Source organism: Paraburkholderia yinzeri (genome assembly GCF_046581065.1).
Classification (GTDB): domain Bacteria; phylum Pseudomonadota; class Gammaproteobacteria; order Burkholderiales; family Burkholderiaceae; genus Paraburkholderia.
The window spans coordinates 855,373-869,566 of the sequence record NZ_JBFOCJ010000003.1 but is presented as its reverse complement, the minus strand read 5'-3'; the positions used below and the strand labels follow the sequence as shown (position 1 = coordinate 869,566).

Annotated in this window: 12 protein-coding genes; 11 read left to right on the top strand and 1 reads right to left on the bottom strand. The window is 66.5% G+C overall.

Features of this window, described 5'->3' with window-relative positions:
- Positions 1–25 precede the first annotated feature (25 nt).
- The 6 genes from WJ542_RS30725 (at position 26) to WJ542_RS30700 (ending at position 7,146) form a co-directional block, all read left to right on the top strand.
- Entirely contained in the window at positions 26–526 is a 501-nt protein-coding gene (locus WJ542_RS30725) for a chemotaxis protein CheW (protein WP_411193302.1), read from the top strand.
- A complete protein-coding gene (locus tag WJ542_RS30720) occupies positions 523–1,989 on the top strand; it encodes a CheR family methyltransferase (protein WP_411193301.1) in 1,467 nt (488 codons plus the stop codon). The genes WJ542_RS30725 and WJ542_RS30720 overlap by 4 nt, the downstream gene beginning before the upstream one ends.
- The gene (locus WJ542_RS30715; RefSeq protein WP_411193300.1) at positions 1,982–2,680 is read left to right on the top strand and encodes a chemotaxis protein CheW; all 699 of its coding nucleotides are present in this window, start codon (positions 1,982–1,984) and stop codon (positions 2,678–2,680) included. The genes WJ542_RS30720 and WJ542_RS30715 overlap by 8 nt, the downstream gene beginning before the upstream one ends.
- Positions 2,677–4,944: a hybrid sensor histidine kinase/response regulator gene (locus WJ542_RS30710; RefSeq protein ID WP_411193299.1), complete on the top strand. Its 2,268-nt coding sequence runs from the start codon at positions 2,677–2,679 to the stop codon at positions 4,942–4,944. Before WJ542_RS30715 ends, WJ542_RS30710 begins: the two co-directional genes overlap by 4 nt.
- Positions 4,944–5,957 carry a chemotaxis response regulator protein-glutamate methylesterase gene (cheB, locus tag WJ542_RS30705; RefSeq protein ID WP_411193298.1) on the top strand — a complete coding sequence of 338 codons (1,014 nt, stop codon included), beginning with the start codon at positions 4,944–4,946 and terminating at the stop codon, positions 5,955–5,957. The genes WJ542_RS30710 and cheB overlap by 1 nt, the downstream gene beginning before the upstream one ends.
- Positions 5,958–6,027: 70 nt before the next feature.
- Positions 6,028–7,146, top strand: a complete 1,119-nt coding sequence (locus tag WJ542_RS30700; RefSeq protein ID WP_411193297.1) for a diguanylate cyclase — start codon at positions 6,028–6,030, stop codon at positions 7,144–7,146.
- A gap of 37 nt (positions 7,147–7,183) precedes the next feature.
- Here the strand turns inward: WJ542_RS30700 and WJ542_RS30695 are convergent, their stop codons facing one another.
- Positions 7,184–9,376, bottom strand: coding sequence for an NHL repeat-containing protein (locus WJ542_RS30695; RefSeq protein WP_411193296.1), 2,193 nt, complete (start codon positions 9,374–9,376; stop codon positions 7,184–7,186).
- 362 nt (positions 9,377–9,738) lie between these two features.
- On the opposite strand from WJ542_RS30695, the gene WJ542_RS30690 reads away from it, so the two are divergent.
- From WJ542_RS30690 to WJ542_RS30670, 5 genes are all read left to right on the top strand, one after another.
- On the top strand, positions 9,739–10,362 hold the full coding sequence (locus WJ542_RS30690) for a hypothetical protein (protein WP_411193295.1): 624 nt from the start codon (positions 9,739–9,741) through the stop codon (positions 10,360–10,362).
- Complete coding sequence (locus tag WJ542_RS30685) at positions 10,341–10,859, top strand: sigma-70 family RNA polymerase sigma factor (RefSeq protein WP_411193294.1); 519 nt, start codon at positions 10,341–10,343, stop codon at positions 10,857–10,859. Before WJ542_RS30690 ends, WJ542_RS30685 begins: the two co-directional genes overlap by 22 nt.
- Complete coding sequence (locus WJ542_RS30680; RefSeq protein ID WP_411193293.1) at positions 10,856–11,698, top strand: anti-sigma factor family protein; 843 nt, start codon at positions 10,856–10,858, stop codon at positions 11,696–11,698. The genes WJ542_RS30685 and WJ542_RS30680 overlap by 4 nt, the downstream gene beginning before the upstream one ends.
- A 795-nt stretch (positions 11,699–12,493) precedes the next feature.
- Entirely contained in the window at positions 12,494–13,690 is a 1,197-nt protein-coding gene (locus WJ542_RS30675; protein ID WP_411193079.1) for a porin, read from the top strand.
- Between the two features lie 146 nt (positions 13,691–13,836).
- The gene (locus WJ542_RS30670; protein WP_411193292.1) at positions 13,837–14,193 is read left to right on the top strand and encodes a BON domain-containing protein; all 357 of its coding nucleotides are present in this window, start codon (positions 13,837–13,839) and stop codon (positions 14,191–14,193) included.
- The last annotated feature ends 1 nt before the right edge of the window (position 14,194 follow it).

The window sequence follows — 14,194 nt, the reverse complement described above, 5'->3', positions numbered from 1 at the left end:
AAGAGCGCCCCGAGGGGACCCGGCGATGCTGTTCCTGTTGTTCGAGCTTGACGGCGAACGCTACGCGCTCGATGCGCGCGAGATCGCGCACGTGCTGCCGCTCGCACCGGTGCGTCCGCATCCGGGCACGCCGCCGTGGATCGCGGGCCTGATCGAGCACGAGGGCGCGCCCGTGCCGGTGGTCGATCTCGCGATGCTGGCGCTCGGGCGTCCCGCGCGCGCGCTCATGTCCACGCGGCTCGTGCTCGTCTACGACAGATCCGGCTCCGATGCCGCATCGCGAAGCTCCGCGCAACGTTATATTGCACTCCTGATCGAATGCGCCACCCGTACGCAGGCTTTCGCCGCGACCTCTTTTGCGGACGGTGGCATTGCCACCCCCGAGGCACGCTGGCTCGGCCCTGTCGCGCGCGACGAACAGGGTTTCGTGCAGTGGGTCAAGGTCGATCAGTTGCTCGATGCGCGGGTGCGGGCGCTGCTCTTTCCCGATCCGCCTTCGTGGCAGGCGCAGGGAGCCGCGTCGTGAGCGCCGGCGATCCGCGCTTCGCTGGGTGGCTCCTTCAGGAGACGGGTATCGATGCGCCGTCGCTCGGCGTGAACGCGCTGGCCCGCGCGGTCGCGCTGCGCGCCGCTGCAACGGTGGCGGCGGAGACAGGCGAGGCGTCACAAACCGGTTCGCTGCCGGCTGCCTGGGAGGCGGGCGCCGCCGTGCCGGGCGCGGTGCTCGACGCGTACTGGGCGCATCTCACGTCCGTCGCCGCGGAACGCCAGGCGGTCATCGACGCGCTCGTGGTGCCCGAGACCTGGTTCTTTCGGGAGCGCGAGGCCTTTACGGCGCTGGCGCGCCTCGGCGCGGAGCGGCTCGCGCGGCGGCCCGGCGACGTGCTGCGCGTTCTGAGCGCGCCGTGCTCCAGCGGCGAGGAACCGTATTCGGCGGCGATGGCGTTGCTCGACGCGGGGTTTGCCGCCGATCAGTTCGGCATCGACGCGATCGACATCAGCACCGCCTCGATCGCGGCCGCGGAGCACGGGGTTTACGGACGTAACGCGTTTCGCGGTGACGGCCTCGCGTTTCGCGAGCATCATTTCGAGGCGGTGGAGGACGGCTGGCGCGTCGGCATGCACGTGCGGCGTCCGGTGACGTTCGAGCGCGCCAATCTGTTCGAGTGGCTCGTGGCCCATCCGGTGCGCTACGACTTTATTTTCTGCCGCAACGTGCTGATCTATTTCGACCGCGATGCCCAGGACCGCGCGATACGCCTGTTGCGCGAGCGTCTGGCTGTCGACGGCATGATCTTCGTCGGTCCTGCCGAGACCGGGCTCATGATGCGGCACGAGATGGTCCCCGCTTATATTCCGCTAGCGTTCGGTTTCCGGCTGCCCGACGAGGACGAGGCGCAAAAGCGTGCGCTTGCGCCCGGACTCGCGCCTGTGCCGCTGTCCCTGCCGTTGCGGCCCATGCTTGCCGTGCCGCCGAAGCCCGCGATCTCCGCTGCGCCAGTGCTCCCGCCGTCGTCGACCGTTGCGCCGGCATCGATGCCGCATGGCGCCGGCGTGCCGCGGACCCTGCCCGGCGTACCCGCGCGTTCTTTGCGCACGCAACGTTCCGTACCAGACGGTGGTGCGTTCGCGAAGCCGCTTGCGCCTGCCGCGACTCCCGGCGCCGGGCTTGTCGAGGCGCGGCGTCTTGCCGATGCGGGCGAACTCGATGCTGCGCGCCGTCTTGCCTGGCAGGCGGCGCAATCGGCCGCGCCGGACGCTGACGCCTGGTATCTGCTCGGCCTGATCGCCGATGCTCAGGGGCACGCTGCCGAGGCGCGGGACCACTACCGCAAGGCGGTCTATCTCGATCCTGTGCACTACGAAGCACTGACCCATCTGGCCGCGCTGCTCGAAGTGGAAGGCGATGGCGACGGCGCGCGCCGCCTGATGCGCCGCGCCGAGCGTGTCGCGCCGGGAACGCCATACCACGGAGGCGCCGATGTCTGAACGCGAATCTGCCGTGCTGGCCCGCGTGCCGCTAGACGATTGCTGGAACCGCATCGGCACGCGCGGCGACAATTCGTGCCCACGGCTCGAACAGTATCTGCGCTGCCTGAACTGCCCGGTATTCGCGCAGGCCGCCGCGCGCATGCTCGAGCGTCCTGCTGATTTCGCGGCGGCCGCGCTTCCTTCCGCCGCGCGCGCCGGCGGTGCGCGAGTCGACGATCAGGACACCCTGGCTAAAAGCGAAGGATCGCTCGTATTTCGCGTGGGCGCCGAGTGGCTTGCGCTGCCGGCCACGGTACTGCAGCACGTGGGCGAGGCGCGCGCCATTCATTCGCTGCCGCACCGGCGCAGCGCCGCCGTGCTCGGCATCGTGAACGTGCGCGGTGTGTTGACGCTGGCCGTCTCCCTCGCAGCGCTGCTGCACATCGAGGCGGCGCCGGAGTCCGCTGGCGCGCGTTCCGGCCGGCGCCGCCTGCTGGTGGCGGAACGGGGCGGCGAGACGACCGCGTTCCCGGTCGACGATGTGGAGGGCGTAGCGTATTTCAGCCACGAAGCGCTGCTGCCCGCGCCGGCCACGCTGGCGCAGGGATCGGGCCGCCACGTGCGCGGCGTACTGGGCTGGCGCGGCCGCTCGGTCGGCGTGCTGGACGTGGAGGCACTATTCGAGGCATTGACGAGGAGCGTGCGATGAGCGACGACGAGCTGAGCCGCCGCTCGCTGCTCGACCTGTTCCGCGAGGAAGCGCAGACGCAGACGCGCACGCTTTCCGCCGGCTTGCTGGCGCTCGAAGCCACGCCGGCGGACCCCGGGACGCTGGAGTCGTGCATGCGCGCGACGCATTCGCTCAAGGGCGCCGCGCGCATCGTCGGGTTGCCCGAGGCGGTGGAAGTGGCGAGCGTGATGGAAGACTGCTTCGTCGCTGCGCAGCATGGCGAACTGCGGATCGACGCCGCGCGCATCGACGCATTGCTGGTGGGCATCGACATGCTGCTGGCAGCGGGCAATGCCGATGCGCCGCCGCTGGCGCGCGACGCGATCGATGCATTTGTCGCGCGCCTCAATGGCGAAGCGGACCTCGAAGTTGCGGGGGATGAAGTGCAGGCTACGCAGGCCATTTCCGTGGCGCCCGATTCCGCCTCGTCCGCCGCGCCCGTTGCGGCCGAAGCGGAAGCCGAACCCGCGTCCGCACGCGAACGCGCCACGTCGTCTACAGACGGGCAACGCATGTTGCGCGTGCGTGCAGGCACGCTGGATCGGCTCGTGGGTCTCGCAGGCGAAACGCTCGTCGAATCGCGCCGTATGCGGCCGTTCGCCGACTCGCTCCTTCGTGTGCGCTATGCGCAGGGCGACGTGCTGGGTGCGATCGGCCAGTTCCAGGATCGGCATATCGATGCGCTCGGCACCGAGGCGCGCGCCGCGCTGGCCGAAATCCGCGCGTCGCTCGCGGCGCTGCAGGGGCAACTGGCCGAACGCTTCGACGACCTCGACCGCATCGAGCGGCGCGGCGCGCGGCTCGCGCAGCGGCTCTACGACGAAGCGCTGCAGTGCCGCATGCGGCCGTTCGGCGAGATCGCGCACGCGTATCCGCGCATCGTGCGCGATCTGGCGCGCTCGCTCGGCAAACGCGTGCGCTTCTCGGTCGAAGGCGAGACGGCCCAGGTGGACCGCGACATCCTCGACATGCTCGATGCCCCGCTCGGGCATCTGCTGCGTAACGCGCTCGATCACGGCATCGAGGATCCGGTCACACGGCTCATCGAGGGCAAGCCGGAGGAGGCGCGCCTCACGCTCGAAGCGCGCCACAGCGCCGGCAAGCTGCTGATCAGCGTGGCCGACGACGGCCACGGCGTCGATCTCGCGGCGCTGCGCGCGGCCATCGTGGCGCGCGGGTTTGCCCAGAGCGACGCGGTGGAGACGATGTCCGACGCCGAGCTGCTCGACTTTCTGCTGCTGCCGGGGTTCTCGCTGCGCGATACCGTCACCGACGTTTCCGGGCGCGGCGTGGGGCTCGACGCGGTACACAATTTCGTCAAGGCCGTGCGCGGCACGGTACGGATCGAGAGCGTGGCGGGGCGCGGCACGCGCTTTGTCCTGCAGTTGCCGCTTACGCTTTCCGTCGTGCGCAGCCTGATCGTCGACGTGGCCGGCGAAGCGTACGCGTTTCCGCTCGCGCGCGTGAGGCGCGCGCTGCGCGTGCCGCGCAGCGCCATCGAAATGCTCGAAGGCCAGCAGCACATCGCCTGGGACGGACGGCCCGTGGGGCTCGTGACCGCGCGCCAGTTGCTTGGCGCAAGCGGCGGCGCGGAGACGGACGGCGACGTGAGCGTCGTGCTCGTCGGCGACGAGGCGGGCCTCTATGGTATCGCCGTGGACGGTTTTATCGGCGAACACACGCTCGCCGTGCAGCCGCTCGACAGCCGGCTCGGCAAGGTGCGCAACGTCTCCGCGGCGGCGCTGCTCGACAACGGCCAGGTGGTGCTGCTGATCGACGTGGAGGACATCGTCGCCTCGGTGGCGCGGCTCGTGCGCGAAGGGCAGCTCGCCGGGATCACGCGCGGCGCGCAGGGCGCGGTGCGCGAACGCAAGCGCGTGCTGGTCGTGGAGGACTCCTTGACGGTGCGCGAGCTGGAGCGCAAGCTCCTCGAAAAACGCGGCTATGCGGTGACGGTGGCCGTGGACGGCATGGATGGCTGGACCACGCTGCGCCAGGGGCGCTACGACCTCGTCATTACCGACGTGGACATGCCGCGCATGGACGGCATCGAACTCGTCACCATGATCAGGAACGACCCGCAACTGAAGCACGTGCCGGTGATGATCGTCTCGTACAAGGACCGCGAGGACGACCGGCGGCGCGGGCTGGAGGCGGGCGCGGACTACTATCTCACGAAGGGCAGCTTCCACGACGAAGCGCTGCTCGATGCGGTCAACGACCTGATCGGAGAGGCGACCTGATGAACATCGGCATTGCGAACGACATGCCGCTTGCCGTGGAGGCGCTGCGCCACGCCATCGCGCGGCGCCCGGAGCACCGCGTGCTGTGGGTGGCCGCGGACGGCGAGGAAGCCGTCGAATTCTGCACGGCCCGCCCGCCCGACGTGGTGCTCATGGATCTCGTGATGCCGAAGCTAGATGGTGTCGAGGCCACCCGGCGCATCATGGCGGCTGCTTCGTGCCCGATCCTGATCGTGACGAGCAGCGTGGGCGCGAACGCGTGGCGCGTGTACGAGGCCATGGGCGCGGGTGCGCTCGACGCGGTCGATACGCCTTCGCTTGCCGGTCCCGGCGCGCGCGAAACGATCGACCTGCTGCTTGCGAAGATCGAGCAGATCGGCCGGCTGCACGGCGCGCCCGACACCGTACGGGCGCCCGCTGCGGCCACCGGCGCCGCGCCGGGCCGTGTGCCGCTCGTGGCGATTGGCGCGTCGGCGGGCGGGCCGACCGCGCTCGCGCGCGTGCTTGGCGATCTGGGTGCCGATTTTGCGGCCGGCATCGTGATCGTGCAGCACGTGGACCAGTCGTTCGCCGCCGGCATGGCGGAGTGGCTCGACGGACAGACGCCGCTCACCGTGCGCGTGGCGCGCGAAGGCGACCGTCCCGAGCCGCGCGTCGCACTGCTGGCCGCCACCAACGATCATTTGCGCATGACAGCCAGCGGCCGGCTTGCCTATACGCGCGAGCCCGCGGAGACGCCGTATCGTCCGTCCGTCGATACCTTCTTTCGCAGCGTGGTCGAGCACTGGCGCGGCGACGCGGTGGGGCTGCTGCTCACCGGCATGGGCCGCGACGGGGCGATCGGCCTGAAGGAGATGCGCGCGAAAGGTTATTACACGATTGCACAGGATCAGGCCACGAGCGCCGTCTACGGCATGCCCAAGGCCGCGGCGGCGCTCGGTGCGGCGTGCGCGATCCTGCCGCTTGACGCCATTGCCGCCGAACTGCGGGGCCGCGTCAAACGCCCCGTGTGATGCACGAAAGGAACGGACACGCGAGCGAGCGCGATCCTCATTTACAGAAGCCCAGAAGCGACCGACCATCATGACCACCGAGAAGCCCAACCTTCCCGCAAGCGCGCAAGGCGCATCACCGGCCGTCGGCACCGAGGACGCCGCGCTCGAAGCCTCGCTCGAGGCGGCGCGCGCGGCGCTCGAACAGCCGCTGCCCGCCGCCGACCTGCCGATGATGGTGCTGCTGGTGGACGATCAGGCGATCGTTGCCGAGGCGGTGCGCCGGGCGCTGAGTGGCGAACGCGACATCGACTTTCATTACTGCGCGCATCCCGAGGACGCGTTGCATACGGCCCGGGAAGTGCGGCCGACCGTGATTCTGCAGGATCTCGTGATGCCGGGCACCGACGGGCTCACGCTCGTGAAAGCCTACCGCGCCCACGAGGCGACGCGCGACGTGCCGATCATCGTGCTCTCCACCAAGGAGGAGCCCGCGATCAAGAGCGCGGCATTCGCCGCGGGGGCGAACGATTATCTCGTCAAGCTGCCGGACAGCGTGGAGCTGATCGCGCGGTTGAAATATCATTCGCGCTCCTATATGAGCATGCTCCAGCGCGACGAGGCCTACCGCGCGCTGCGCCGCTCGCAGCAGGAACTGCTGAAGGCGAATCTGGAACTGCGGCGGCTCACGCATTCGGACGGCCTCACGGGTCTTTCGAATCGCCGCTACCTGGACGAGTTCCTCGGCGCGGAATGGCGCCGCGCGCTGCGCGAGCGCACCGAGGTCTCGCTCCTGATGATCGACGTGGACTACTTCAAGCCCTACAACGACACGTACGGGCACGTGGCGGGCGACAACGTGCTGCGTACCGTGGCGGCGACCATCCGCAGCGAGATCAACCAGCCGCGCGATCTGGTGGCGCGCTTCGGCGGTGAGGAATTCGCGGTTGTGCTGCCCGGCACGGGCAGCGCCGGCGCGCGCCTGCTGGCCGAGAAGATGCGCCGCGATGTGGCGGCGCTGGCGCTGGCGCACGCGGGGTCGGACGCGAGCGAGCACCTCACCATCAGCATCGGCGTGGCGACGCTCACGCCGGCGGAAAACATCGCCGAGACGGCGCTCATCGAGGAGGCCGATGCGGCGCTCTATCGCGCCAAGCGCGATGGACGCAACCGCGTGGCCTTCTCCGCGCAGATCGGCACGCGCGGGTGAGGGCCGCGCGGCCTGCTGCCTCCTTCCGCCACGCCGGCTAGTTCGGCTTCCACTGATACATGAGCAGCTTCGCGCGCGCGTCGTCCTCCACGAGGATAACGTAGCTGCCGTCCGGCTGTTCGGCCGCGCTGAGTCCCATATAGATGTCGACCCAGCCCGTCGTGTTGCCGACATCGGCGCCTGGCGTGAACGTGCCGACGAACTGGCCGCTGCGCGTGTCGTAAACGTCGATGTGCGGGGTATAGAGTTCCGCGATGAACACATAATTGCCCGCCACGGCAATTCCCACGGTCGTGACCTGCGGATCGCTGCCCGCATTCCAGGGCAGGTTCACGGTGTAGGTGAGCACGGGCGATCCGCCCGACCAGTTGTCGTAGCGCGCCAATACCGGTCCGGCTTCTTTCCAGAGCGATGAGTTGTACTGACTTGCCGACGTGTAGCCCGTGAGGTACATCGTATCCGTCGCGGCCACGTAGACCATGCGCGCAACGCGTGCGAACGGGGCGGGCATCGGGAACATCTTCGCGGACGCATACGAATACACCGGATTGCCGTGGGCGTCGAGACCGAGCATCGGCATCTCGCGTATGCCCGAGGTGGGTGTCGCGAGCCAGACGTTGCCCGGCGCATCCACCCACCAGTAGCCGTCGCCTACCGTCGAGCCCGTCGAGGGATTGGCCGTGATTTCGCTCGCATCCACCTTGCCGTCGCCGTTCGCGTCGCGCCACATCCACTCGCCGTACGCTGGCTGGCCGGCGGGCCAGTTGCCCGGCAGCGGGTTCTGCGCGAAGAAGCCGGACGGAATGGCCACCTGGCCCTCCGTTCCCGGCGCGAAGCGGTATGCCGTGAGGTAGTGCGCGTATTCGTCGAGCGTATAGAGGAACAACTGGCCGTCGAAGCGCCGCACCATCGGCGAGCCACGCACGCCGCGCGCGAGGTGGAAGGCGGGGTCGTCAGGGTAGTCGAAGCGGTCGAGCGTGAAGCCCGAGTAGGTCCATTGCTTGCCCGCGGGCTGCGTATAGTCCATCGTGAAGCGCTTCGAACCGGTGAAGACGTTCGCCGTCGAAGCGGGATCGAACGCGCCGGCGTCCACGAACAGGAGGCCGTAGAGTCGCCACCCGAGCGAGCGCGTGGTCATCGCATAGCTTTCGAGCACGGCGCCCTGGCCCACCAGCGCCGATCCGATGGGACGCGGCCCCTGGCCGTTCTGCGCAACGTAGAGATTGCCCGCCGAGTCGTAGCCAATACCGGTGATGCCGTTGAAGCGCCAGTCGCCGGGCGTGCCCTTCACGGTGTGGAAGATGCCGTCGCGCGTGCCGAGCGTGGCCGTGAGCTGCATCGCGCCGCTTGCCGCGCGGCTATAGAGCAGGATCTGCTGCGCGGGGCCGTTGTCGGCGATCGTCAACTGGCCCGAAGGCGCGAACGCGAGATCGGTGGGGACGGTGCCCTGCGGCAGCACGGGCGTATCGTTGAGCGCCGTGCCGTCCACGCGGTAGTGACCGATGGTCGGGCCGCTCGCGTTCTGCAGACCCTGCACGACCCATAGCGTCGAGTCGCTTGCGAGTGCGAGCCGGCCTGGCGACGGCGCGGTCCACGAGCGTAGCTGCCGCATGGTCTGCGCGTCGTAGACGACGATGCGATTGCCGTAGGTGTCGGAGACGTAGAGCTCGGTGTCGGAGGCCGCCAGGCCACGGACGGCGCCGTCGTCGGGCGTGCGCACGTCGCGCACGCGCAGGAAGCTGTCTTTCGTCACGTTGGCGCTGTTGCCGATGCCGCTTGCGAACGGCGCGCCCTGTGCGATGTTGGAGCGCAGGCGACGCGTGACGCCGTACCAGGTCTGCCCGGCAGGCGGGTAGTCGGCACCCGAAAGCGCATTGCTTTCGTTGCCTATCGACAGGGCGGCGTAGACGTATTGGGTGTTCGCCGCGATGGCGTCGCCGCCCGTATCGCCCCAACCGTGCGTGTTCCCACCCACGGCGAGCTTGTTGCCGGCGCGGTAGACGCCGAGCTCGCTGCCGCTCTCGTCCCATGGCGCATTGGCGTACACCGTGCCGTCGGGCGCGACGGCGATCGCCTCGATGTCGAGCTGTACCCACTTGCCGTCGCCGTACCCGAAGGTATTGCCTATCCACGACGTGGTGTAGTTGAGCGTTGCCTGCGCAACGGCTGTGTCGATACATACCGCTTGCAGTGCGAACACCGCTAGCAGCATGTGCCTGGCCAGTTTCATGCTGGAACCCCTGAGCGAACGAATGGCGCACGGTGCGTGCGCAACGAATTGCGCTCATGCTCGCATGCCGGGTTCCGGAAATAATTCGGTCTTTATTCGTAGTGAGTAATGTGAATTTTTTTATGCTGACGGAATGGCGTACCGCATGCATTCTATTGTTAAGGTATACGAAAGATATGAGCGCGCGCTTTACGCCGGGAGCTGGTGGTCAAGCGGCGCAGGCCATTGGCCTCGATAGATTGCGTGGTGCGGCGGCAAAGAAGCATCTCGGGCAAGTTGCTGTGGTGCCAGAAAAACGTGGGAATAATCCACCCGCCTTACGTGTTTGCCCATCGAACCAACCTTTTCGTCGCCGAAAGACCATGATCCGCAAGGGGCCGATGGCGTACCCGCCCGTGTCCGGGACCGCTATCCAGGCATACACTGAAAGTTCACGAAGTGACGCGCCGCGCGCCCTCCGGGCAGCCGCGCTGACCGTCCTGCTGGCCACGGTGGCCGCGACCTGGCTGGCGCTCACGCAACCTGCGCAGCAGGTCGTGAACGCCGCCGCCCTCATGGCGCTCATGGAAACGGCGAACCAGGCGGCCGGAGGCGACAATGTGGACGCGGTCGCCATGGCGCCCGATCCTTTCGATCTGAAAGCATCGGGCCTGCGGCTCGTGGGCGAGGACACGCTCAGGCTGGGGCTGCTCGCAAGCGCGAGACGCTACGTCTACGAAAACGCGGACGGCAAGCGCGTGGTGTTGCTGGGCGCGCGGGCCTGGTTCTCGAAGGGCGAGCCGCAGTGGAGCGCGAGGCGTATCGGCGCGATGCGCCTGATCGAATGGACAGCGAACGGCACGCGCTGGGTGCTGGCGGGCGACGTGCGCACGCGCGGCCTGATGCGCGCGGCGGATGCCGCGACGCTGCCCGCGGATGGCGGCGACCGAGGGAATGGAATGGAGGAGGCGGGCAAGGATGGAACATGGACATCCGTGACGAACTGATAGAACACGTGCCGCGTTTGCGCCGCTACGCGCGCGCGCTGATCCACAACCGGGAACTGGCCGACGACCTCGTGCAGGACACCCTGGAGCGGGCGCTCGGCCGCTCGGGGCAGTTCCGTTTGGGCACCGACCTGCGCGCATGGCTCTTCACGATCATGCACAACGTTTTCGTGAACCAGGTGCGCAAGTCGTCGGCGCGCGGCGCGCATGTTTCCGTGGACGACGAGACCGTGCCGGAGACCGACTACGCCGTGCCCGCGAGCCAGCTCGGCACGCTCGAAGTGTGCGATCTCGACTATGCGCTACAGCGTCTTCCCGGCGAACAGCGCGAGGTCGTGCTGCTCGTGGGGCTCGAAGAAATGAGCTATGCCGAGGTGGCGCAGGCCCTCGATATTCCCATCGGCACGGTGATGTCGCGTTTATCCAGGGGGCGGGAGCGGCTGCGCGCGCTGATGGCCGGTACAGCCCCGCGTGCGAATTTGAAGGTGGTGCGATGAGCGAGCAAACGTATCCCGTCACGGAAGACGAAATCCATGCGTATGTGGACGGCGCGTTGCCCGAAGCGCGCAGGGCCGATGTCGAGCGAGAACTGGAGCGCAACCCGGACCTTGCGGCGCGCGTGAGCGATTATTTCGCGCTGAACGGTCTGCTGCACGAACGCTACGATCGGGTGTTGAGCGAGCCGTTGCCCGCGAGTCTGCGCCCGGCGCCCGAGGCAGCGCGGCGGCGCGAGGCCGCGAACGGGCCGCGGTTTGCCGCGCAGTTTGCCGGTATGGCGGCGACGCTCGTGCTGGGTGTCGGCATCGGCTGGGGCTTGCACTATGGCGCGGGCACGATGCTGGCATCGTCGTCGAACGAAGCGGACGTACGCGTGGCCAGCGCCGACGGCAGCGAGCTGTTCGCGCGCCAGGCGGCGCTCGCGCATGTCGTCTACATGCCGGAAGTCGGTCGCCCGAACAACATGACGCGCGCGCCGGAGCAGGACTTCGTGCAATGGCTTGCGAACCGGCTTGGCACCAATGTGCATCCGCCCATGCTCGGGAAGAGCGGCTTCGAACTCGCCGGCGGGCGCCTGCTGCCCGGCGCCGACGGTGGCCAGGTCGCGCAGTTCATGTATAACAACGCGCGCGGCGAACGGGTCACGCTCTGTATTTCGCGCCGCAAGGTCAGCTCGAATACCACCGCGTTCAAGCTGTATCGGGACGGGCCGGTGAACGTGTTCTACTGGGTCGACGGGGACTTCGGCTACGCGCTGTCGAGCGGCATCGACCGCGGCGAGCTGCTGCAGCTGGCGCACGATGTCTATTCGCAGTTGACGGTGGAGAAGGTCGGGTGAGTGTGTCCTGTGCGACAGGGCTTCTCGCTGAAGCCCTGTCGCGACGTCCATAGGGATCGATGCTTAAGTACATCCACCAGGGTGTCCGATTCCGTATTCTTCAAGCACTTCAATCGAGAACAAAGGGCGTTGAGCTCTCCCGTTCCTCTCCGCCTACTTCACAAATCGGACAACAATCCACGTCATTCCTTTCAAAATGAAAGGCGATTGTTGCCCGATCATGCCTGTTCATTTGCACGCTTTTTGATAAAAATATTGCCAGCCTGGCCGTGTTCCAGAAACTCTTTCTGGAAGAAAGACTGGAATTCGCATCGGCAATTCTTGATGAATTTCCAGAAAATGCGCATCAAGACATTAAGTCTTTTTCATTAAATCAATTGTTCATCTCGCTGAACAATAGCACGATCGGTAGCCAATAATTTTTGCCAAAATTGCTGCTAATAGAATGACTCGTTCCGGAGCAGGGGTTTATTGAAAGCGGCACGCCCCTGCAAGATGCGGGCCGTGCCAGATTCCGTGCAGGTGACGGCAATTCGCAACGCGTGCTCATTCTCTCCTCGCCTCACCGATTCGCCTTTGATACATTTGTAGTGAAAATAAACAAAACGAGACGGAAGAAAGTAGTTTCTGCTCTCGGAAGGCGAGCGAGATCATCCAGCGAAAAAGCAAACACGAAAGATCCCCGGGCATTGTTCTACGGGGCCTGTCTGTAATTGACGCATTGTTCATTGTGAAAGCTATTGGGAAATGTTAGCGGTACCACACCCAGTGGATTTCAAAGGTATGGAGGAGAGGATGAAGAAGGCTTTGCTTGCCGCAGCGCTCATGTCTGCGGGAATCGTCGCGCATGCACAAAGCAGCGTGACGATGTATGGCCGGCTTGATGTCGGCGTCCAGTACCGCACGGGGATTCCGGGCGGTAACGCCGTGCAGATGGAGAGCGGCGACTGGGGCGAATCGGAATTCGGCTTCAGAGGCGCGGAAGACCTGGGTGGCGGGACGAAGGCGATCTTCAAGCTGGAGATGGGCCTCGATATGATGAACGGCAACTATCAGAATGGTTCGCTGTTCGGTCGCGAAGCGCGCGTCGGTCTGACGAACGATACGTGGGGTACGTTCAAGATTGGCTATGCGGGCGCGGCGGAAATCAGCCAGGACAGTTGGGACGTCGATCCGCAACTGATGCAGTTCTATTCGATCGCCACGCTGGTTCGGGGCCGTAACTGGGCGCAGGCAGGCAACAGCGTGGAATACACCTCGCCGCTGCTCGCCGGTCTCACCTTGAAGGGCCAGTACGATCTTGCGAACGCCTCGAACTGGAACGGCAATGGCGGAACGGGCAGTGCGCCGGGTCAGCTTGGCGCGACCTCCGGTTTCGGTGCGTCGCAGGGCCGTTCGGACGGCGCCAAGATCCAGTACAACGCCTCCGCGTTCGAACTGCAGGCGATCTACGACGAAATCCGCGACCCGTTCGGGCGCTTCAGCAACGTCTACCTGTACTCGCGTTCGATCATGGCCGGCGGCACCTATTCGCTCGGTCCGGTCAAGTTCTATGCGGGCTACCAGCACCTCGCGGCGCCCGACGCGGACGAAGCCGGTTATGACTTTGCGGCCACGCCGGGCGGTGCGAGCCTGCCGACCGCGGTCGATCATGAATGGGGTGGCGTGGGCTGGCAGATCACGCCCGTTACGCTGCTCACGGCCGCTATCTATCACGCCAACGCCAACAACGGCAACGGCAACGCGACGCTGTACACGCTCGCCGGTAGCTACAACCTGTCGAAGCGGACGTTCCTGTACTCCGAACTGGGCTATATCCACAACAGTTCGACGTCGAACATCGGCCTCGGCGACGGTTATGCCGATCCGTACGGTACCGGCGGCGCGACCAATGCGAATGGCGGCGGCGCGGTTGGCAGCGGCCTCAACGAAGGTCCGGGCTACGGTCATGGCCAGTTCGCCGGCAACGTCGGCATCATGACCCAGTTCTAAAGGAGCAGCGGCAACAAGCATCGACTCGTCGAGCGGGAAGCCGGACCGGCAGGACCGGACTTCCCGCGCGTGAGGTTCGTCCCCGAGGTTCATCCGCTTAAGCCGGGAAGAAATCAGGAAGAATTTTCAGAGCAAGGAGAATCGATATGAAGTTGATACAGGTTGCCAGGGTCACCACGGCGGCGTTCGCACTGACGCTCGCCATGGGTGCTCACGCACAGGCCAGCGATACGTCGGCAAATAACGCGGCGGCGGCAGCGCCGACTTCCGCCAAGGCAACGAAGGCTGCGAACCGTGCGCTCGCCAAAAAGGTTCATCGCGCACTGGCACGTACCAAGGGACTGGATCCGACTCACATCTACGTCAAGGTCGTCAATGGCGTCGTGACGCTCACCGGTAGTTGCGATAGCCAGAACCAGATCGATCTGGCTACCGGTGCGGCGCAGGGTGTCGACGGTGTGACTTCGGTGAACAACAAGCTCAGCATCAAGACGCCGCAGTAAA

Coding starts and splice junctions, on each gene's coding strand:
- WJ542_RS30725 (WP_411193302.1), top strand. CDS start 26: ATGCTGTTCCTGTTGTTCGAGCTTGACGGCGAACGCTACGCGCTCGAT.
- WJ542_RS30715 (WP_411193300.1), top strand. CDS start 1,982: ATGTCTGAACGCGAATCTGCCGTGCTGGCCCGCGTGCCGCTAGACGAT.
- WJ542_RS30710 (WP_411193299.1), top strand. CDS start 2,677: ATGAGCGACGACGAGCTGAGCCGCCGCTCGCTGCTCGACCTGTTCCGC.
- cheB (WP_411193298.1), top strand. CDS start 4,944: ATGAACATCGGCATTGCGAACGACATGCCGCTTGCCGTGGAGGCGCTG.
- WJ542_RS30700 (WP_411193297.1), top strand. CDS start 6,028: ATGACCACCGAGAAGCCCAACCTTCCCGCAAGCGCGCAAGGCGCATCA.
- WJ542_RS30695 (WP_411193296.1), bottom strand. CDS start 9,376: ATGAAACTGGCCAGGCACATGCTGCTAGCGGTGTTCGCACTGCAAGCG.
- WJ542_RS30690 (WP_411193295.1), top strand. CDS start 9,739: ATGATCCGCAAGGGGCCGATGGCGTACCCGCCCGTGTCCGGGACCGCT.
- WJ542_RS30685 (WP_411193294.1), top strand. CDS start 10,341: ATGGACATCCGTGACGAACTGATAGAACACGTGCCGCGTTTGCGCCGC.
- WJ542_RS30680 (WP_411193293.1), top strand. CDS start 10,856: ATGAGCGAGCAAACGTATCCCGTCACGGAAGACGAAATCCATGCGTAT.
- WJ542_RS30675 (WP_411193079.1), top strand. CDS start 12,494: ATGAAGAAGGCTTTGCTTGCCGCAGCGCTCATGTCTGCGGGAATCGTC.
- WJ542_RS30670 (WP_411193292.1), top strand. CDS start 13,837: ATGAAGTTGATACAGGTTGCCAGGGTCACCACGGCGGCGTTCGCACTG.